This is a genomic window from Nonomuraea turkmeniaca (assembly GCF_005889735.1).
GTDB lineage: Bacteria > Actinomycetota > Actinomycetes > Streptosporangiales > Streptosporangiaceae > Nonomuraea > Nonomuraea turkmeniaca.
In genome coordinates this window covers 1-18,969 of record NZ_VCKY01000008.1, presented here as the reverse complement: position 1 = coordinate 18,969, position 18,969 = coordinate 1, and the positions used below count along the sequence as shown (strand labels likewise).

General features: G+C 72.0%; 14 protein-coding genes and 1 pseudogene. 10 read left to right on the top strand and 5 right to left on the bottom strand.

The window, feature by feature from the left end; translation table 11 throughout:
* Positions 1 to 19: 19 nt before the first annotated feature.
* Positions 20 to 2,215: a hypothetical protein gene (locus ETD86_RS03645; RefSeq protein WP_138664645.1), complete on the bottom strand. Its 2,196-nt coding sequence runs from the start codon at positions 2,213 to 2,215 to the stop codon at positions 20 to 22.
* A gap of 238 nt (positions 2,216 to 2,453) precedes the next feature.
* On the opposite strand from ETD86_RS03645, the gene ETD86_RS03640 reads away from it, so the two are divergent.
* The 4 genes from ETD86_RS03640 to ETD86_RS03625 are packed head-to-tail and all read left to right on the top strand — an operon-like array spanning position 2,454 to position 5,931.
* Complete coding sequence (locus tag ETD86_RS03640) at positions 2,454 to 3,365, top strand: ABC transporter ATP-binding protein (protein WP_138664644.1); 912 nt, start codon at positions 2,454 to 2,456, stop codon at positions 3,363 to 3,365.
* 12 nt (positions 3,366 to 3,377) lie between these two features.
* Positions 3,378 to 4,082: an ABC transporter permease gene (locus ETD86_RS03635; protein WP_211369813.1), complete on the top strand. Its 705-nt coding sequence runs from the start codon at positions 3,378 to 3,380 to the stop codon at positions 4,080 to 4,082.
* Positions 4,083 to 4,085: 3 nt separating this feature from the next.
* Positions 4,086 to 5,303, top strand: coding sequence for a sensor histidine kinase (locus tag ETD86_RS03630; RefSeq protein ID WP_138664643.1), 1,218 nt, complete (start codon positions 4,086 to 4,088; stop codon positions 5,301 to 5,303).
* Positions 5,296 to 5,931 carry a response regulator gene (locus ETD86_RS03625; RefSeq protein ID WP_138664642.1) on the top strand — a complete coding sequence of 212 codons (636 nt, stop codon included), beginning with the start codon at positions 5,296 to 5,298 and terminating at the stop codon, positions 5,929 to 5,931. The genes ETD86_RS03630 and ETD86_RS03625 overlap by 8 nt, the downstream gene beginning before the upstream one ends.
* A gap of 35 nt (positions 5,932 to 5,966) precedes the next feature.
* Here the strand turns inward: ETD86_RS03625 and ETD86_RS03620 are convergent, their stop codons facing one another.
* The 3 genes and pseudogenes from ETD86_RS03620 to ETD86_RS03610 all read right to left on the bottom strand — a co-directional run bounded on the left by ETD86_RS03620 (position 5,967) and on the right by ETD86_RS03610 (position 7,433).
* Positions 5,967 to 6,902 carry a DUF817 domain-containing protein gene (locus tag ETD86_RS03620; RefSeq protein WP_246147573.1) on the bottom strand — a complete coding sequence of 312 codons (936 nt, stop codon included), beginning with the start codon at positions 6,900 to 6,902 and terminating at the stop codon, positions 5,967 to 5,969.
* A gap of 112 nt (positions 6,903 to 7,014) precedes the next feature.
* Positions 7,015 to 7,194 (bottom strand): annotated as a pseudogene (locus ETD86_RS03615) (response regulator transcription factor); the annotation flags it as partial.
* 92 nt (positions 7,195 to 7,286) lie between these two features.
* Positions 7,287 to 7,433 (bottom strand): hypothetical protein, encoded by a 147-nt coding sequence (locus tag ETD86_RS03610; RefSeq protein WP_211369812.1) that lies wholly within the window; start codon positions 7,431 to 7,433, stop codon positions 7,287 to 7,289.
* A gap of 273 nt (positions 7,434 to 7,706) precedes the next feature.
* On the opposite strand from ETD86_RS03610, the gene ETD86_RS03605 reads away from it, so the two are divergent.
* A complete protein-coding gene (locus tag ETD86_RS03605) occupies positions 7,707 to 10,031 on the top strand; it encodes an SCO7613 C-terminal domain-containing membrane protein (RefSeq protein WP_138664640.1) in 2,325 nt (774 codons plus the stop codon).
* Positions 10,032 to 10,216: 185 nt separating this feature from the next.
* Positions 10,217 to 12,427 (top strand): WD40 repeat domain-containing serine/threonine protein kinase, encoded by a 2,211-nt coding sequence (locus ETD86_RS03600; RefSeq protein WP_170222864.1) that lies wholly within the window; start codon positions 10,217 to 10,219, stop codon positions 12,425 to 12,427.
* 76 nt (positions 12,428 to 12,503) lie between these two features.
* Here ETD86_RS03600 and ETD86_RS03595 read toward each other — a convergent pair whose 3' ends face one another.
* Complete coding sequence (locus tag ETD86_RS03595) at positions 12,504 to 14,861, bottom strand: beta propeller repeat protein (protein WP_138664638.1); 2,358 nt, start codon at positions 14,859 to 14,861, stop codon at positions 12,504 to 12,506.
* Positions 14,862 to 15,165: 304 nt separating this feature from the next.
* Between ETD86_RS03595 and ETD86_RS03590 the strand changes: the two genes are divergently transcribed.
* The 4 genes from ETD86_RS03590 to ETD86_RS03575 form a co-directional block, all read left to right on the top strand.
* On the top strand, positions 15,166 to 16,065 hold the full coding sequence (locus tag ETD86_RS03590; RefSeq protein ID WP_138664637.1) for a glycoside hydrolase family 16 protein: 900 nt from the start codon (positions 15,166 to 15,168) through the stop codon (positions 16,063 to 16,065).
* Positions 16,066 to 16,224: 159 nt separating this feature from the next.
* A complete protein-coding gene (locus ETD86_RS03585) occupies positions 16,225 to 16,689 on the top strand; it encodes a hypothetical protein (RefSeq protein ID WP_138664636.1) in 465 nt (154 codons plus the stop codon).
* 4 nt (positions 16,690 to 16,693) lie between these two features.
* Positions 16,694 to 17,821, top strand: coding sequence for a glycosyltransferase family 4 protein (locus tag ETD86_RS03580; RefSeq protein WP_138664635.1), 1,128 nt, complete (start codon positions 16,694 to 16,696; stop codon positions 17,819 to 17,821).
* A partial coding sequence (locus tag ETD86_RS03575) for a glycosyltransferase (protein WP_138664634.1) occupies positions 17,818 to 18,969 on the top strand: 1,152 nt, incomplete at its 3' end. The genes ETD86_RS03580 and ETD86_RS03575, both read left to right, overlap by 4 nt.

Below are 18,969 nucleotides of genomic sequence, written 5' to 3'. Positions count from 1 at the left end.
GCGACGACGGTTGAAACTTTCAACGACGAGCCGACAGCCGTTCCGTCATGAGCCGGGACCCGACGGTGACGAACAGGTCCCAGGGCTCCTCGTCTTCCGGGTCGTCGTCCTCCCACAGGAACAGCGGCCGTCCCTGGGCGTCCAGCGTCATCGCCATGACACGACCGGGACCGTGGCGCATCTTGCTCACCGTCATGGTCGTGCAGCGGATGCCGGCACAGGTGGCGAGCATGATCCGGCGGCGGGCGAGATCCTGGTAGGCCACCAGCGCCCGCCCGTCCCGGTCCAGCGCCAGCGCCGGCACGGCGTGCTCCCGACCGGCGGGGTCGAGCGTGACCGAGTCGGCCAGCGCGCAGTCCGGCGTACGGCAGTCGAGCAGCCGCACCGCACCGCCGACGGCGTCCCGGTAGGCGATCACCGGCCGGCCGTCCGCCCGTACGGCCAGTCTCGCGCCGATCTGGTTGCGGTACTCGTAGATCTGATCCCGGCGCGTCGAGTACTGGTCCGTCGCCCCGTCCATGTCGTTCGGCCAGACCGGGCCGAGGGGGCGCCTGGCCCGCACCTCGTCGCAGGCGGGATCCATGCAGGAGATCACATGGACGGCGCCGTTCTCGACGTCCGTCCGCACCGCGACCGGGCGACCGTCGGGCCCCACGGCGACGGCCAGGGTGTTCCGCGCGTCAGTGAATCCCGGCGAACTCATCCGGGAGGCCTGCTTCGTCCGCGGACGTGTGCAAGAGACGTCGTCACAGAGGGTGAAGGAGACCGTGTCCTGATACGACGGCCCCCACTCTTCCGGTTCCGCGTTGGCCTGGGCGATGACCACGCCGCCACCGGGCCGTAGGGCAAGTGCCGAGTTCAGGTGCGCATGGTCTCTCGCCCGGGCGATGAGCTGACCGCCCGGGGCGGGGGCACAGGCGTCTCGGTCGCAGATCAGCAGCCGGGCGTGCCACTCGCGTTTGGGCATCCTTGCCCACTTCAGCAGCAAGAGCCGCCCATCGGGCAACCGGGTGGCGGTCGCGGGGGGACGTGAGCTCGATCCCGGCTCGTCCTCGTCCTTCTCGCTCCAGCGGACTCGCATGTCATCGCAGCGGATGTCGGCGCAGGTGAGCAACTTGGAGGCGCTGTAGTGTTCATGGTCGGAGAACACCGTCAGGCCGCCGCCGGGATCGGCGTAAAGGGCCCGTACATCCTCCGGGTAGACGAGAAGCCGGTTGTCATCGACGCGTTGGCTCCATGTCAACTTCCGCAGATTGGTGACCTCCGGCCAGCCGAGCGGGTTGACCAAGAAGGCCGCGCTGAACACCAGCCCAGGCGCCAAGAGCGCGGCCAGCACAGGCACGGCCCAGACCCGGCGCGGTGGCGGGCCGGGCAGCGCTTTGACGATGGCGTCGAATCCCTCGTCGTCGTATATCCGGGCGATGTGGTGCAGGAACTGCCGGGCCACGACGGCGGCCTGGAAGGGCATGATCATCAGGGCGAGCGCGGGCCCCGCCGTACCGGGCACGACCGTCGCGAGGGGGCCGGTCAGGTGCTCCACGCCCCAGTCGAGCGCACGGACGGCCAGCACGGGCAGCACCCATACGCCGATCGCCAGCTTGACCGCGGTGGCGTCGGCCCGCAGGCCGCACATCCGGTACGCGCGTCCGACCGCGCCGAGCGGCGAACGGCCTTCCAGGATGACGCACGGCACGGCCAGCACAGCCGGCATCGCGACAAGGACCAGCACCGCCATCACGGTGACGCACACCCAGAGCGTCCCGGTGCCCAGCAGCGTCCCGAATCCGGCGGCGACGATCAACGCGAGCACCAGCACGGCGATCCCGGTCAAGGCGAGCATGGCCGGCACCCGCCGCGCGGCCGCCCGCAATGCCGCACGGGCCGGCACCCGCCGTTCGACCAGGAGCCCCACGGCCAGAATCAGCACCGCCGGAAACACCAGCACCACCATGACCAACGAGATGACCGGCACCACCGCCGCGCACAGCAGCACCATCCCCAGGGGCACATCCGTCAGCTCCAGCTGCCGGTTGGCCACGATCGCGGAGTCGTTCACCGCGATCAAGAAGATCAGCGTGGACGCCACGCTCAGCGGCACGAGCACGAGCGCGCCCGGCGTCACCAGTGGCACCAGATGGCGGGCCGCGCTCGCGTAGCCGCGCAACACCACGCTGAAGGAACGCCGCATCCGTTCCATGAGCTCGTCGTGTTCCACGCGCCCGACTGTGACAGCGCGGCTGCTCGGGAGGTCGCCCACCTATCACAAAAGGTCTGTAACGCCACGCATCCCAGCTACCACTGTCCCCCGGAAAGCCGCCGCTCGCCGGCACGCCGACCCCTGACGACCTCCTGCGCCATCCACCATTCGGTGGATTTCCGGATCAACCACATCCACCGCGAATCACAGCCAACGAGGCGATTCGCGCCGTGAGCTGGAAAATCATGATTGATCCATGGCAGTCATCGACGTCACCGACCTCACCAAGAGGTACGCGGACCACACCGTACTGAACGGCATCTCGTTCTCCGTCGAAGAAGGCGAGATCTTCGGCCTCCTCGGCCCCAACGGCACCGGCAAGACCACCACCGTCGAGTGCGTGGAGGGCTTGCGGCGCGCCGACGGCGGCTCCATCCGGGTGCTCGGCCTCGACCCGATCAGGGACGGCCGCCAGCTGCGCGAGCGTATCGGGGTGCAGCTCCAGCACACCCAGCTGCCCGAGAACATCAAGGTCTGGGAGGCACTCGACCTGTACGCCTCCTTCTACGCCCAGCCGCGCGACTGGCGTGAGCTGCTGGAGGAGTGGGGTCTGGCGGACAAGCGGAACGCCCGCTTCGGCAAGCTGTCGGGCGGCCAGAAGCAGCGGCTGTTCATCGCCCTCGCTCTGGTCGGCAACCCGCGGGTGGCGTTCCTCGACGAGCTCACGACCGGGCTCGACCCGCAGGCCCGCCGGGCCACCTGGGAGCTGATCAAGAAGGTACGGGCGTCCGGCGTGACCGTGGTCCTGGTCAGCCACTTCATGGACGAGGTGGAGGAGCTCTGCGACCGCGTCGCCGTCTTCGACCGCGGCCGCATCATCGCGACCGGCACTCCGGAGCAGCTGATCGACGGGGTCGACGCCGACCACCAGATGCGGTTCACGCTGATGGCCACGACCGACCCGGTCGCCCTGCTGAGCGGCCTGCCCGGGGTGTCCGGCGTGACCCGCGACGGCTCCAAGGTGACCGTCACCGGACGGGGCGACTTCGCCACCGCCGTCACCTCGGCCCTGGCCCGCAACCTCATCCCCGTCGCCGACCTGCGCATCGACAAGCGCACGCTCGACGACGCCTTCCTCGCCCTGACCGGCCGCTCGTTCAACCTCTGAGGAGATCTCGACATGACCGTCATCGCCAAGCTCACCACCGTCGAGCTCAAGCTGCTGGCCCGCGAGCCCGGCTCGATCTTCACGATTCTCATCCCGCTGTTCATCCTGATCGTCTTCGGCAGCTCGATCTCGCCGGGAGACACGGTGCTCCTGCCCATGACGCTGGCCATCGCCGTGGGGCTCGTGGGGCTGTACCAGGTGCCGACCACGCTCGCCACGTACCGGGAGCGGGGCATCCTGCGCCGCCTGTCCACCACTCCGGTGCGGCCGGGCAGCCTGCTGGGGGTTCAGCTCATCCTGCAGTTCATGCTCGCGTTGACCGCCTGCGGCCTGCTGCTCGCCGTCGCGAGCACCGTCCTGGGCGCGCACGTGCCGTCCCAGGTGGTGCCGCTCGCCGCCGCGTTCCTGCTGGGCACGGCCGCGATGTTCGCCATCGGCCTGCTGATCGCCGCCGTGGCCGCGAACGGGCGCACCGCCAACGGGGTGGGCGTGATGTTGTACTTCCCGATGGCGTACCTCGCCGGCTTGATGCAGCCCGCCGAGATGATGCCCCTTATTCTGGCCCGTATCGGTGAATTCACCCCTTTGGGCGCTTTCCGGGAGTCCCTTCAGGACGTCTGGGCGGGTGCGTCGCCTGGCCTCCTGCCGCTGGGTGTCATGGCCGCGTACGCGGTCGTCGTGAGCCTCGCCGCAGCCAAGTTCTTCCGCTGGGAGTGAAGGATGTCGACGGTGGCGGACACGCGCCTGGACCGATGGGAGCGGCTCCTCGAGCGCCTCATGGCCGCTGTTCCGTACCTGCTGCTGGCGATCTCCACGGTGCTCTCCTGGCTCACCGGCGACCACGCGTGGACGTACCATCTGGTCACGCTCGGCCTGGCCGCGCTCGCCGCGGCCTGGATCCGGCTGATGGCGGCTCGTCAACCGGCCGTCTACGTCACCGGCCTGATCATCCTGATCGCGGTGTTGTGTACGCGCGGGATCTGGTTCGCCGGCTTCTTCGCCTTCACCGGCTACCTCCACTCCTGGCATCTGCTGAGCGGGAAGTGGAGGTTCGCCGGGGTGGCAGCCACGGCGGCCATCAGCATCACGGCGTACAACGGCGGGCTGCCCGAGCCCACCCCGGCCGGGATCCTCACCCACGTCCTCTTCACCGCCGCCATCGTGGCCGTCGTCAGCCTGTTCAGCTTCGTCGGCGAGGTCACGGCCGAACGCAGCGCCGAGCGCAAGCGGATGGTGACGCGACTGGAGGAGGCGATGCGGGAGAACGCCGGCCTGCACGCCCAGCTCCTCGTCCAGGCCCGCGAGGCAGGCGTGCTGGACGAGCGCCAGCGAATGGCCGGGGAGATCCACGACACCCTCGCCCAGGGCCTGACCGGCATCATCACCCAGCTCCAGGCGGCCGTACGAGCCGAGGAGGACCCTCCCGCGTGGCGGCGGCACGTCGACAACGCGACCCGGCTGGCCCGCGAGAGCCTCGCCGAGGCCCGCAGGTCCGTCCACGCCGTCGGGCCAGGGGCACTGGAGACGGCTCCGCTGCCGGACGCGCTGGGGGAGATCACCGCCGGGTGGTCGGACCTGAACGGCGTACGCGCCGAGGTCACCACGACCGGCACGGTCCGCGCCCTGCATCCGGAGGTCGAGGCCACCCTGCTCCGCATCACGCAGGAGGCCCTGGCCAACATCGCCAAACATGCGGAGGCGTCCCGGGTCGGGGTCACGCTGTCGTACATGGAGGACGTGATCACCCTGGACGTACGCGACGACGGCGCCGGCTTCGACGCGGTGCGGGCCATGGACAGCGGCGGTTTCGGCCTGGCGTCGATGCGGAAGCGGGTCACCCGCCTGGCCGGCCGCTTCGAGATCGAATCCGAGCCGGGCACCGGCACGGCGATCTCCGCCATCGTCCCCGCCATCCTCAAGGAGTCCCCTGGTGTCTGAGGCCCCCATCCGGCTGCTGATCGCCGACGACCATCCCATCGTCCGGGACGGCCTGCGCGGCATGTTCACCGGCGACCCCGCCTTCGAGGTGCTGGCCGAGGCCGGCGACGGCGCCCAGGCGGTCGAGCTCGCGCGGGCACTCGACCCCGACGTGATCCTCATGGACCTGCGCATGCCGAGGATGGACGGGGTGACCGCCATCAGGGAGCTGGCCAGGCTGGGCCTCAAGGCACGCGTGCTCGTCCTGACCACGTACGACACCGACAGCGACGTGCTGCCCGCGATCGAGGCCGGGGCGACGGGCTACCTCCTCAAGGACGCCCTGCGCGAGGAGCTGGTGCGCGCCGTGGCCGCGGCGGCGCGCGGCGAGGCCGCGCTCGCCCCGTCGGTCGCCACCCGCCTGCTCGGCCAGGTACGCACTCCCGTCGACCCGCTGAGCACGCGGGAGCTGGAGATCCTCACCCTGATCGCCCAGGGCACCACCAACCGCGAGGCCGCCGCACGCCTGTTCATCAGCGAGGCCACGGTCAAGACCCACGTGCTGCACATTTACGCCAAGCTCGGCGTCAACGACCGCGCGGCCGCCGTCGCCGTCGCCTTCCAGCGCGGCCTGCTCCCCCTGGAGTAGCACGCACCCTTTTGCGTGGCCAAGTGCCTTCCGCCTCAGCCGGATGTCGGCCGATCGCCGGCGCCGGGCACGGGAGGTCGGCGGCCGCGAGGCGCTGCCCTCCAAAGGCTCGGGCGAGCAGGCGCAACTGGAGATGCTGCGGCAACCTGAGGAGGGACGCGGCGCACCGGCAGCGCCCAGCCACGGGAGCAGCCCCGAGAGGCCATCGGCAGGTGCAGCCGTCCCCGGCTCGCCTGCCAGGACGCGACCATCACGAACGTGACGCTGACCAGCAGCGCCCAGGCCCCGAACTTGGCGGGGTGGACCAACTGCCAGGTCTCCCGCTGGTACGGGTACTGCCAGGCGCCGAGGTAGGTCGCGATGTTCTCAGCCACCCAGAGGAAGAACCCGATGAGAGCGAGCGACAGTGCCAGCGGCATCTGGTACCGGTGCTCGCCCACGGTGAAGTGCACCACCGTCCCCCAGGTGACCAGGACGAGCACGAGGGCCAGCGGGATCCGCAGGTCGATCCACCAGTGCTGGCTGACGAAGTTCACGTAGATCGCCAGCGCCACCAGGGTCACCGGCACCGTTCGGTAGGCCACGAGGCGCAACGAGAAGATCCGCCAGGCCGAGCAGACGTAGCTGCCCACCGCGGCGTAGAGGAAACCGCTGTACAGCGGCACCCCGCCGAGCTTGGTGTAGGCATCCTCCGGATAGCTCCACGATCCGAGCCGTACCTTGATCATCTCGAAGGCCAGCCCGACCAGGTGGAACCCGGCGATGACGGCTGTCTCCTGGTTGCTCTCCCACCGCAGCGCACGGAACGTCACCGTCACCGCCACGGCATAGACCAGCAGCGCGTCATAGCGCGGGATGGGCAGCGGCAGGACCGACGAAGCGGCCAGCCCCGCGAACAAGGCGACCGCGAACGCGCACGATCTGGCCTCGGCCCACGCGAAGCGGAACATCTGGGCGACAAAGAACCTCACGCCTTATCCGATGGTCCGCGCTGCGCCGAGGTTGATCGGACTTCGAGGAGGTTGCGTGCAGAATCAGCGGGGGGCAGCCAGGACGGCGATGTCGTCCTCGGACAGGTGCCGGTCAGGCAAGGCCCGAGTCGTGGGCGAGCAGCGTGATCTGAGTGCGATTGTCCAGGCCGAGCTTGGTGAGAATGCTGGAGACGTGCGCCTTCACCGTCGTGATGCCCATGGCGAGTTCGGCGGCGATGTCCGCGTTCGTACGGCCGCGCGCGATGGCGAGCGCCACCTCGTGCTCGCGACCCGGGTGACCGCCTCCACGATCCGCGCTCGTGAAGAAAGCGGTGAGCTGAGGACTGGGTAAGCCATGGGAGCCCGTCCTGGCTACGAAGATCGCTAGGCGTTCCTCTCAAGCCAGGCGACGATGCTGCGCACGTACCCCTCGACGTTCGCCAGCGGACGGCCGTCAAGGACCCCGACGAGATGCCCGACCCCGAACGGGGCGTCGTAGACGCGGGCGCGTCGGTAGGTCTCGGAATCCACGGCGTTCCTGATGGTGTCCCAGCCGTGCCAGGCCATCAGGGCCGCGTCGACCGCGGGATCGAAGTCCGAGGCCGTCCAGAGAAGGAGTCGGCCGGCATCAGATTAGGCGCCTCTCAACTTCCTTCCTCGTGGTTCCCGGTGACAGTGGTTCGCAAGGACGTCGCGGTGAACTATGGGTCATCTCGACAGGCTTAAACGGAGTATCGGGTGCGTGGAAGTATGAAATGTCCGGACTGCGGGGCGATGTTGTCCGGAACTGGCCCCCAGGAGCCGGTGTCCAGGTGCCCGAGGTGTGAGCTGCCTCTGCAGGGACCCGCCGCGCACGAGCTCTGGCAGGTGGACCAGGCTCTCGCCGGGCTGAGGGATCAGGAGGCGCGGTTGCGGGCCCGCCGTACGGAACTGCTCGGCGTCCTACGCGCCGGCGCGGCGGCCGGAGCCGGAGCCACGGGGCCCGGGGTCCCGACGCGGGAGGTCTCCCCGGGCGCCGCGAGGAACGTCCTGCTCATTCTCGGCGGCCTGCTGCTGACGGTGGCGGCGGTGGTGTTCACCATGGTGAGCTGGGGGCGGCTGGGCATCGGCGGGCGCGCGGCCGTGCTGGCCGCGTTCACCGCGCTGGTCATGCTGGCGCCGGTCGTGCTGATCCGGCGCAGGCTCACCGCGACGGCCGAGACCGTGGCCGGGTTCGCGGTCGCGCTGCTGCTGCTCGACGGCTACGCGGCCAGGCGGGTGGGATTCCTCGGGGTCGGCGGCCTCGACGCGCTGCACTACACGGCGGGGGTGTTCGGGCTCACCGCGCTCATCCTGGTGGTCTATGCCCGGGTCACCCGGCTTCGCGGACCCGCTCCGGTCGCCGTGGTGCTGGCGCAGCCGGTCCTGCCGCTGCTGGCCGGAGACTTGTCGCCGACCTGGCTGGTGGCCATGCTGGTGGCCACGGCGGCGCTCGACGTCGCAGTGGTCCGCTACGGCGGGGGAGCGGTGCGGGTGACGGCCGCCCTGGCCGGCAGCGGGGTCGCAACCCTCGCCCTGCTGGGCGGCGCGCCGTACGCGCTCGTGTCCCCGTCCGTCGGTCAGGCCATGGTCAGGTCGGCGCCGCTGGTCGCGCTGGCCCTGCTCGGCGGGTTCGTGACATGGCTACTGGCCAGGCCGGGCAAGCCTGAGGGGGAGATCTGGGCTCCCGCGGTCACCGTCGGAACCGCGCTCACGCTGATCGCCGTGCCGGCCGCGCTGGCGGGGCCGGCACTGGAGGGCCCGGGCACGGACTGGCGGCCCCTGGCCTACCTCGTCCCCGCACTCGCGGTGGTGCTCGCCGCCGCCTGGCTGCCCTGGCGGAGGGCACGGCTGGCGGGCATGGCCACCGGCGGGCTGGTGACGGTGCTGGTCACGCTGACGCTGCTGCCTCGGCTCGTGGCCACCCTGGCGGCGCCGCTGGCCTGGCTGGACGTGCTCTGGACGGGCACGTGGAACGGACGGCAGTGGCAGCCGTTCGAGATGGCGTCGCCGGTGGACGTGGTGGTGCTGGGCGTGGTGGCGGCCGGCCTCCTGACGGCGGCCGTGCGCGGCACCGGCGGGCGGCCGATGAAGGCGGCGGCCGTACGCGGCACCGGCGGGCGGCCGATGAAGGCGGCGGCGTCCGGCGCGCTGGTGTCCGGGGTGCTCATGGTCGCGGTCGTCCCCCAAGCCTTCGCGTTGCCCTACCCGGCCGCGGTGGCGGTGGAGGCGGCGCCGGCCGTCGCGCTGGCGGTGGCCGCCACACTCGGCCGGGCGCCCTGGTGGGCGGTGGCATGCGCGCTCGCCGCCGGTCCGGCCTCGGTACATGCGGCGGCGTTCGCGTTCGGCAGCGAGCCGGCGACGCTGATCGTGCTGCCGATCCTGGCGGGGGCGGCCGCCGCCATGGCGCTGGTGGCCAGGCTGAAGGAGCTCCGGGTCTGGGGGCTGGGCTTCGCCGCGCTGTTCCTCGGGCTGGAGGCGATGGCGGTGGGGTTATCGCTCGGCCTGCGCGTCCTGGTTGCGGCGAGCGTGGGATTCGCCGTGGCCGGTGTGCTGGTGCTGCTCATGTCGCTGTGGGCGGGCTCGGCCGGCCGAGGCGGCGTGAACGGCCTCAGGTACACCGGCGCCGCCCTGCTGTTGCTGGCCTCGTGGCTGCGGCTGGGGGCGGACGAGGTCACCGTCGTCGAGGCGTACACGGTGCCGTGCTCGCTGGTCCTGCTGGGATCCGGCTGGTTGCGGCGGCGCGGCGCACCGGTTTCGTCGTGGGCGGCCTACGGTGCGGGCCTCTGCTTCACGATGCTGCCGAGCCTGGTGGCGGTCTACTCGGACACGGAATGGCGGCGGTCGCTGGCGCTGGGCGCGCTGGCGCTGGTGGTGCTGTTCGCCGGAGCCCGGTCCCGCCTCCAGGCGCCCACGGCGATCGGAGCCGTCGTGGGCGCCGGGGTCGCGGTGCGCGAACTGGCCCCGTACGTGTCGGAGATGTTCCTCGCAGTGCCGCGCTGGGTGCCGATCGCCGTGGGCGGGCTGCTGCTCGTGGTGGTCGGGGCGACGTACGAGGCCCGCATGCGGGACCTGCGCCGGTTGCGGGACACCCTGACGGCGATGGGTTGACGTTCCTGCGGCTGCCGCGCGTGTCGATCCCCAGCGGGGCATCCCGCAGGCCCACCTCCTCGCCAACCGCCCCGCCGGATAGGCCGGATGCGCGCCTCATGAGAGTAGGCTTTTAGCGCTGCATTTCGTGCATAAGCGTCCGTAAGCCATCGTTCTGCTGAGCATCCTTCTTGGGGAAGGTACGTGTGCCCAGTTTCAGTCCTCTGCGGCCGACCGACCCGCGCCAGGTGGGTCCTTACCGGCTGACGGGCTATCTGGGCGCGGGCGGCCAGGGCACCGTGTACGTCGGAGAGTCACCCGAGGGCCAGGTCGTCGCGATCAAGGTGCTGCACGCCCGGCTGTCGGAGGAACCCGAGGCCCGCGAGCGGTTCCTCCAGGAGATCGCCGCGACCCGGCAGGTACGGCAGTTCTGCACGGCCCGGGTGCTGGACGCCGACACCAGCGGGGACCAGCCGTACGTGGTCAGCCAGTACGTCGAGGGCATCTCGCTGAGCCGGCTCATCACCACGCAGGGGGTCCGCGACCCTGACGCGCTGGAGCGGCTGGCGGTCGCCACCGTCACCGCGCTGGTCGCCATCCACCAGGCCGGCATCGTGCACCGCGACTTCAAGCCCAGCAACGTCGTCTGCGGTCCTGACGGGCCCCGGGTGATCGACTTCGGGCTGGCGCGGGCCCTGGACTCCACGGTCGCCGAGAGCAGCGAGATCCTCGGAACGCCTGCTTACATGGCGCCGGAGCAGTTCAGCGCCGGCGTGGTGACGGCGGCGTCGGACATGTTCAGCTGGGCCGCCACCATGGCCTACGCGGCGAGCGGGCGGCCGCCGTTCGGGAACGACAGCATCCCGGCCATCTTCCAGCGCATACTCAACGAGGAGCCGGATCTCACCGGGCTCACCGAGCCGGTGCGGTCACTGGTGGTGGCGTGCCTGGACAAGAGTCCCGCGGCCCGGCCGTCGGCAACCGACCTGCTGTTCAACCTGCTCGGCCACGGCGTCCCCCATCCCGCGCGGGAGGCGACGGGCCAGGAATCCCTCTTCCCGGTCGGGACGCGGCCGCAGGAGGACGGTGGCGAGGGTGCCGCGTCCCAGACGGGCGCACCGTCCCTCGCGGGGTCGTCCTCGCCGCCGGGCTTGTCCTCGCAGTCGAGTCCGTCGTGGCAGTGGGCTCCGCCATCCCCGTCGGGTCCGCCATCCCCGTCGGGTCCGCCATCCCCGTCGGGTCCGCCATCCCCGTCGGGTCCGTTGTCGCGGTCCGGTCCTCCCTCGCTTTCGGGTCCGTCCCTGGTCTCGGCCGGGGTGCCGCTCCCTGACGCGGGGATGGTCCCGGCCACCGAATCGCTGGCCGGTCCGCGCGTCCGCGGCGGTCTCAGGTCACGGCGCACCCTGGTCACCGCGTCCCTCGGGCTGGTGGCCGCCGGGGCCGTCGCCACGGGCGCCTACTTCGCCTTGGCCACCCCGGCGACGCCCACGGTCGTGACGCGACCCACCGTCGTCCCGGGACCTACGACGCCGGTGATCCAGCCGCAGGTGACCCGGACCCTCTCCCCGGACCCGGCCTACGCCGTCGCGTACAGCCCGGACGGGAAGACGTTCGCGACCGGCGGCGCCGATGGGGCCGTGCGGCTGTGGGACGCCGCCACCCGCCGCGTCACCGCCTCGCTCGACGGCCACACCAAGGGCGTCCACGCGGTGGCGTTCAGCCCGGACGGCAAGACGCTCGCGACGGGGAGCGACGACGGGACCGTACGGCTGTGGAGCCTGCCCTCGGGGCGTGGCAGGGGCACGCTCACCGGCCACACCGGAGGGGTCGGGTCGGTGGCGTTCAGCCCGGACGGCAAGACCGTGGCCAGCGCCAGCCGCGACCGGACCGTGCGGTTGTGGAACGCCGCGACCGGCGACGGCACCGCGATCCTCGCCGGCCACACCGACTGGGTGGACTCGGTGGCGTTCAGCCCGGACGGCGCCACGATCGCCACGGGCGGCCACGACCGGACCGTACGGCTCTGGCATCCGGCGACCGGCGAGAGCACCGCCGTGCTCTCCGGCCACCGCTACTGGGTCTTCTCGGTGGCCTTCAGTCCGGACGGGAAGACCCTGGCGAGCGCGAGCGCCGACCGCACCGTCCGGCTGTGGGACGTCGCCGCCCGCAAGGAGCGCACAGTGCTCGCCGGTCACCGGGGCTGGGCCTCCGCGGTCGCCTTCAGCCCGGACGGGAAGACGCTGGCCAGCGGCGGCTATGACCGCAAGGTACGGCTGTGGGAGGTGGCGAGCGGACGCGGCACCGGCGAGCTGGACGGGCCGGCCGACTGGGTCTACTCGGTGGCGTTCAGCCGGGACGGCACGACCATCACCGGGGTCGCCGGTGACGCCACGCTGAGAGTGTGGGGCACGCGCTAGAGAGTGCCGGTCCCGTGTTGAGAGTGCGGGCACGCGCTAGGGAGTGCCGGTCCGTGCTGAGAGTGCGGGGCACGCGCTACGGAGTGCCGGTCTCGTCCGAGGACAGCGGGCGCCGCCACACGGTCGGCTCGTCGCCCTGGCCGGTGGCCGTGGAACCCACGCCGACGAGCTCGCCGTCCACCGTGGTGAACGCGGTCAGCCGCTGGTCGCCCGGGCCGGACATGCCGATGCCGCGCGGCTGCTCCGGCTTCCAGGAGCGGCCGTCCGCCGAGGTCCAGATGACCACGTCGCCGGGCCTGCCCACGGTGCCGGCCACGACGAAGCCCCGGGGGGTCACGGCCACGGCGGTGACGCTGGACTGCTCGCCGGCCACCACCGGCAGGGAGATCGGCTGCCAGCTCCGGCCGCCGTCGACCGACGCGTACCCGAACGCGGCAGTGCCCGTGCCGTTGCCCGTGACGGCCGTACCGGCGGTCACCAGGACGTCGTCGTGGGAGGCGATGTGGGGCAGCCAGCCCTCGTTGACGCCGGCCGGGATCGGCAGGCGTACCAGCGACCACTTGCGGCCGTCCGGCGAGATCCACACGGTGGGGCGGCGGATGAAGACGCCGCCGTAGGCGTTGGGGTCGGTGACGCCGCCGGCGGCGACGAAGCCGAACATGCCGCTGGTCACGGAGTGCATCCACCGCCTGGTCGCCGGCGTGCCGACGAGGTTGTCCTCGCCCGCCGGGATGCCGCGCTCCCAGGTCTTGAGGTCCGGCGACCACCAGGTGCCCGCGCCGAAGCCGTCCTCACCCACGATCACGTAGCCGTCCGGGCCGGCGGCGGCGCCGCGGGCGATCAGCGGGTTCGTGCCGTCCGGCTGGAACGCCGCCGCGCCGTCTGCCCGCCGCCAGCTCTCGCCGTCCGCCGAGGTGACGACCAGGGGACGGCCGGGCGCCCGGCCGCTTGACCCGACCGCCAGCCAGCCGGCGAAGCCGGGCGTGACGCCGGTCAGCCGCTGCCGCCCCTGGCCGGCCAGGGCCTTCTCCTTGTCCTGGACGGGCCGCCAGGTGGCCCCGTCCGCGGAGGTCCAGACGGCGGCCTCCCCATTGGCCCCACCGACTGCGACCACCCGGCCGTCGGCCGCGCCGAGCGCGTCCACGACCTTGCCGCTCCCGATCGCGTTCGGGATGCCGGTGGGGACGTCCTTCCCGGCCTTGTCGCGTACCGCGAGCAGGGCGCCCGTGCCGCCGTGGGCCGCGTCGGCGCCCACCACGACGGTGTTGTCCGCGGCCGCGGCGGCGTCGCGCACCTCGGCGCCGCCGGCCGTCGTGCCGGCGGGTTGCCAGGAGCGGCCGTCCGTGCTGCGGACCAGCCGGATCCCGCTGTCGGTCTCGATCGCGGCGACCGCGGCATGCGACGTGGCGGTCAGCCGTAACAGGCGCCGGAAGCCCGGCACGTCGATCCTCGCCGCTGTCGTCCAGCGCACGCCGTCGGGCGAGGTGTAGGTGGTGGCGCGGGAGCCACTCTGGCGCACCGCGAGCATGGTCGTCGCGGTCGCGGCGAAGGTCAGCTCCGGCTTGCGCGACTCGCCAGGGACGGCGAACGCCTGCCAGGTGTTGCCGGCGTCGGTCGAGCGCCAGGTGATGTCATATGGCTTGTTGGAGCTCTCGCCGCGGACGACGATGGCTCCCTTGACGCTGGCCACGTCGGTGAGGGCAAGGGTGCCGCCGGTCGGCGGGTGGAGCCGCCAGCCGGCCCGGCGTTCCCAGCTCCGGCCGTCGCGGGACAGCCACACCACCGGGGAGGCGTCGGTGAAGTCGCCCTTGTCCGAGGTCTGTCCCACGGCGGTGAAGCCGTTTCCGGTCCACGCGACGTCGGCGACCCGGTCGCGCGGGCCGAAGGCGAGGCTGGCGGTGGCGTCGGGCTGGCGGGTCCAGGCCGCGCCGTCGGGGCTGGTCCAGACGACCGTGCCGCCGACGCGGTCGCCGAGCGCGACCCAGCCGCCGGAGCTCGCGGGGCCCGCGGCGAGATGGCGGGGGACTTCGCCGGCGACGGGCGGCTCGCCCTTCGCGGTCCGCACCTGGGCGCGGGCGAAGGTGCGGCCCGCGTCCTTGGACAGGAAGAACTCGGTCCGGTAGCCGGAGTCGGCGTCCTCGCCGCCCGCGATCACCACCGTGGCGCCCACGGCGGCGACGCCGTTGAGCTCGAGCTGCCGGCCGTCGGCGCCGCCGGCCGGACTCGCCGCGAACAGGTTGCCGGCCAGCTCCGCGGCCGCCGGCTCGTCGCTCTGGCGGGAGGCCACCAGCACACCGGCCGCCACGATGATCGCGAACGTGACGGACGCGCCGCCGATCAGCAGCGAACGGAAGCGCTTCTGCCGGCCCGGAGGCATCGGGTCGGTCGCCGGGTAGCCGACGTCGGGGTCGGTCAGCTCGGTGGTAGGTGGCAATGACGGTAACGACGGTAATGACGCCAGCGACGGTTGAGAGACCGGTGACGAGGGTTGCGAGAAGCGTTCGACCGGCGGTAGCGAGGGCTGGGACAACCGTTCGTTCGGTGGCAGGGACGGCTGGGAGAGCCGCTCGTTCACCTGCTCGGGCGAACCGTCGGGATCGCCCGTCTCGCTCCTCCAGCCACCTCCGGTCACCGCAGCCTCTCCCTTTGGTATTCTCCCGGCCAGGACGGAGCCCCTCGCCGGAAGTCATTATTTATGGGAAGCGCGACGAAACGAAGTCCGAGCGCCAGCCGGCCCGATGACGGCGGCTGACGGCCCGGCCCGTTCCCGCACCTGGATCCTCGCCGCGGCGATCTGCGCCACCGTGGTCGCGGCCGGCGCGGCAGGGGTCCGCACCATCGGTGAGACGCCTTCGGACGGGGCTCGGAACGGGGGGACGACGCCGCCGCCCGCACAGTCGATCGAGCCTCCGCCGCTGGCGCTGCCCGAGGCGTCCTGGAAACTGAGCTGGTCCGACGAGTTCAACGGGCGGGGCCGAGCCGCCAAATGGACCGCCCTGTCCGGCACGAGCTGGTCCAACCGGAAGGCGCTGCACTACTACACCCCTGCGAACGCGGTGCAGGACGGCTCCGGCCGCCTGGTCATCTCCGCCCTACGGACGCGGGCCGCAACCCGGCCGGCCTGCTGGTACGGCCCGTGCGACTACAGCTCCGCCCGGCTGGAGACCAGGAAGACCTTCGACCAGGCGTACGGGCGGTTCACCGCGCGGATCAAGCTGCCGCTCGGCAAGGGGTTGTGGCCGGCCTTCTGGCTCAAGCGCAGCGACGCCGGCCGATCCGGCTCCACGACGTACGGCGAGATCGACATCATGGAGAACCGCGGCCACGAGACCCATCTCGTCAGGGCCTACACCCACTCCAAGGGCCGCAAGGGCGGCGGCCAGATCAAGCTGCCGGAGCGGCTGGACGCCGGATTCCACGTGTACGGCGTCGACTGGACGCCCCAGAGCATCACCTGGTGGGTGGACGGCAAGCCGTACGCCCAATACCCGCGCTATCCCGGCTGGCCGTTCGACAAGCCCTTCTACCTGATCCTCAACCTGCAGGTGGGCGGCAGCTGGGTGGGAAACCCGACCACCACGACGCGCTTCCCGGCGCGGATGGTCGTCGACTGGGTGCGGGTGTACCGCCAGCGCTGAGCCCACTCTTTCGCCGCAATGCTCGAAATTGCGAAGTGTCCAATTGGAACGGTCCTTAATAACGTTTGTACCGTTGTGACTGTCATTTTGGAGCACCAGCCCCTTCCGGGACATTAGGATCAACCGTCCCATTGGCATCATGGTGAAGTCACGCCGTAAATGACGCGATTATTTCCCCGTTTCACCTCTTCAGCGACTGCCGCCCTGCTCGGCGCGGTCGTCGTGGCCGCGCTGGGCGCGCAGACCGAGCAGGGGGGCCACCTGCTCCGCACGGCCGGGCTGGCCGGCGCGCCCGCCGGGTACACCGAGCTGGCGTTCGCCGCGCCCCAGGCGCTGCCGGCCCGGATGCCCGCCACGTCCTTCCTGGCCCCGCCCTCCTTCACCATCCGCAACGTCACCGGGCGGCAGCGCGAGTACGGCTGGTCGGTACGCCTGACCGAGTCCGGCAGGACCCGGACCGTCGCCGGCGGGCGGGTGACCCTGGCCGACGGGCAGCCGGTGACGATCACGCCGCCCACGAAGGCGCTGTGCGAGCCCGGCCCGATCACCCTCGGGGTCCTGCTGGAAGGCGGCGAGGCCATCGCGTTCCGCGCCACCTGCTCCGCGGACATCGACGAGGGGTAGGCGCGTGCCCAGACGGCCCGTGGTGGCGCTGGTCACCGATGCCATCCACCCGTACAGCTTCGGCGGCAGGGAGATCCGCTACCACGAGTTGTACGCGCACCTCACGCCGCACGCCGACCTCCACGTGTTCACCATGCGCTGGTGGCACGGTCCCCGGGTGCGCACCGAGGGTGGCGTCACGTTCCACGCGATCTCCCCGCTGCTGCCGATGTACCGGCACGGTGTCCGCTCGACCTGGCAGGCGCTGGTCTTCGCGGTGGCCTGCCTCCGGCTGCTGCGGCATCGGTTCGACGTGCTCAACGTCGACCAGATCCCGTTCCTGCACCTGCTGCCGCTGCGCCTGGTCGCCACACTGCGCCGCAAACCGCTGATCGCGACCTGGCACGAGGTGTGGGGCCCGGAGTACTGGCGCGACAGCATGCGCGCCGGCTGGCGGCCGGCGTGGTGGATCGAGCGGCTGGCGATGCGGGCGCCCGATCGCATCATCGCCGTCTCCCCCGAGACGGCCCGCCGGCTGCGGGCCGAGCTCGGCGAGCGGGCCCCCATCACGATCGCACCCAACGGGGTCGACCTCGACGGGGTGAACCAGGCCACGCCGCACGAGCAGCGCACCGACCTGGTCGTGGTGAGCAGGCTGATGCGGCACAAGGGCCTGGACCTGCTGCTCGCCGCGATCGCCCGGCTGCGGGAGCGCGGCCGCGCGGTCACCTGCCGGATCATCGGTGACGGCCCGGAACGCGACACGCTGCTCGAGGAGGCCGAACGGCTCGGCATCGCGCACGCCGTGGAGTTCCGGCACGACGTCAGCGAGCAGAAGGATGTGTACTCGCTGGTCAAGGCGGGCCGGGTGTTCGCCTTCCCGTCCACGAGGGAGGGGTTCGGCATCGCCGTGCTGGAGGCGATCGCCTGCGGCGTGCCGGTGGTGACCACCTCGGCCAGGGACAACCTGGCCCAGCACCTGGTGCGGCGCAGCCGACGGGGGATCGTCTGCGACCACACGCTGGACGCGTTCGCCGGAGCCCTGGCCGACGCCCTCGACGGGCCCGCGGACGACGCGCGGGCGGAGCCGTGGGTCGGCGAGTACGCCCTGGATTCGATCGCCTTCTACGTGGTGAAGGCGATGTTGCCGTGAGGATCCTCTACGTCAGCCCTTACCCGCCGGCCCGCGACGGCATCGGGACCTACACCCACGTGCTCGCCCGCGCCGTGCGCGACCGCGGCCACGAGGTCGCGGTGGTCGCCGCCCGCCCGCATCCCGACGCGCCCGAGGAGGTCATCGGCACGCTGGGCGGAGGGGTGGCGCCGCTGCGCGCGGCCGTGGCCCGGTTCCGGCCGGACGTGGTGCACGTGCAGTTCGCGGTGCCCGCCTTCGGCGTCCGCACCCTGGCCGTGGCGCGCTGGCTGGCCGGCCCCGGGGTCCCGGTGGTGGCCACGCTGCACGAGGTCACCCGCGACACGGCGCTGCTGCGTGGGCCCGGGAGGGCGCTGTATCGGCACATCGCGCGGGGCTGCGACCGGCTCATCGTGCACACGCGGGCCGCGCGGGACACCCTCGGCGCCCTCGGGTTGGATGACAACGCCACGGTGGTCCCGCACTTCTCCGCACCGCCGCCGCCCGCGACCGGCACCGCCGCCGGCCTGCGGGCCCGCTTCGGGCTGGGCGACGCCCGCGTGCTTCTGGCCTTCGGCCACATCCACGTCAGCAAGGGGCTCGACGACCTGGTGCGCGCAATGGCGGCGCTGCCGCCCGCGACGCTGGGCGCGGTGCGGGTCGTGGTCGCCGGCGCGGTACGTCGGCGGCACGGCCCGTTCCGGGTGTTCGAGGCACGCGACCACCTGCACCAGGCGATGGTGCGCCGCCTGGCGCGCCGGCACGGGCTGCGCGACCGGCTGGTGTTCACCGGGTACGTGCCGGACGGCGACATCGCGGCCTGGTTCGCCGCGGCGGAGGCCGTCGTCCTGCCCTACCGCGACGCCGAGCAGAGCGGGGTGGCCAACCTGGCCCGCGCCTTCGGCGTACCGGTGATCGCGACCACCGCGGGCGGGCTGGCCGAGCTGTTCGAGGGCTCCCCGTGGGCGGTCCCCCCTGGCGCCCCTGACCGGCTGGCCGCGGCGATCACCGACCTCCTCGCGACCGGTCCGGACGCAGGCGCCGTCACGCCCACCCCGGACATGGTGCCGGACTCGGGCACGTCGGACACCGACCTGAGCACGGTCACGGCGCGGACGATCGCCGTGTACGAGGCCGTTCGCAACCCGCTCGCCCCCCTCCCCGGGAAC

Excerpts from the sequence above, each read along its gene's own strand:
- ETD86_RS03640 (WP_138664644.1), top strand. The coding sequence starts at position 2,454 with ATGGCAGTCATCGACGTCACCGACCTCACCAAGAGGTACGCGGACCAC.
- ETD86_RS03635 (WP_211369813.1), top strand. The coding sequence starts at position 3,378 with ATGACCGTCATCGCCAAGCTCACCACCGTCGAGCTCAAGCTGCTGGCC.
- ETD86_RS03630 (WP_138664643.1), top strand. The coding sequence starts at position 4,086 with ATGTCGACGGTGGCGGACACGCGCCTGGACCGATGGGAGCGGCTCCTC.
- ETD86_RS03590 (WP_138664637.1), top strand. The coding sequence starts at position 15,166 with ATGACGGCGGCTGACGGCCCGGCCCGTTCCCGCACCTGGATCCTCGCC.
- ETD86_RS03585 (WP_138664636.1), top strand. The coding sequence starts at position 16,225 with ATGACGCGATTATTTCCCCGTTTCACCTCTTCAGCGACTGCCGCCCTG.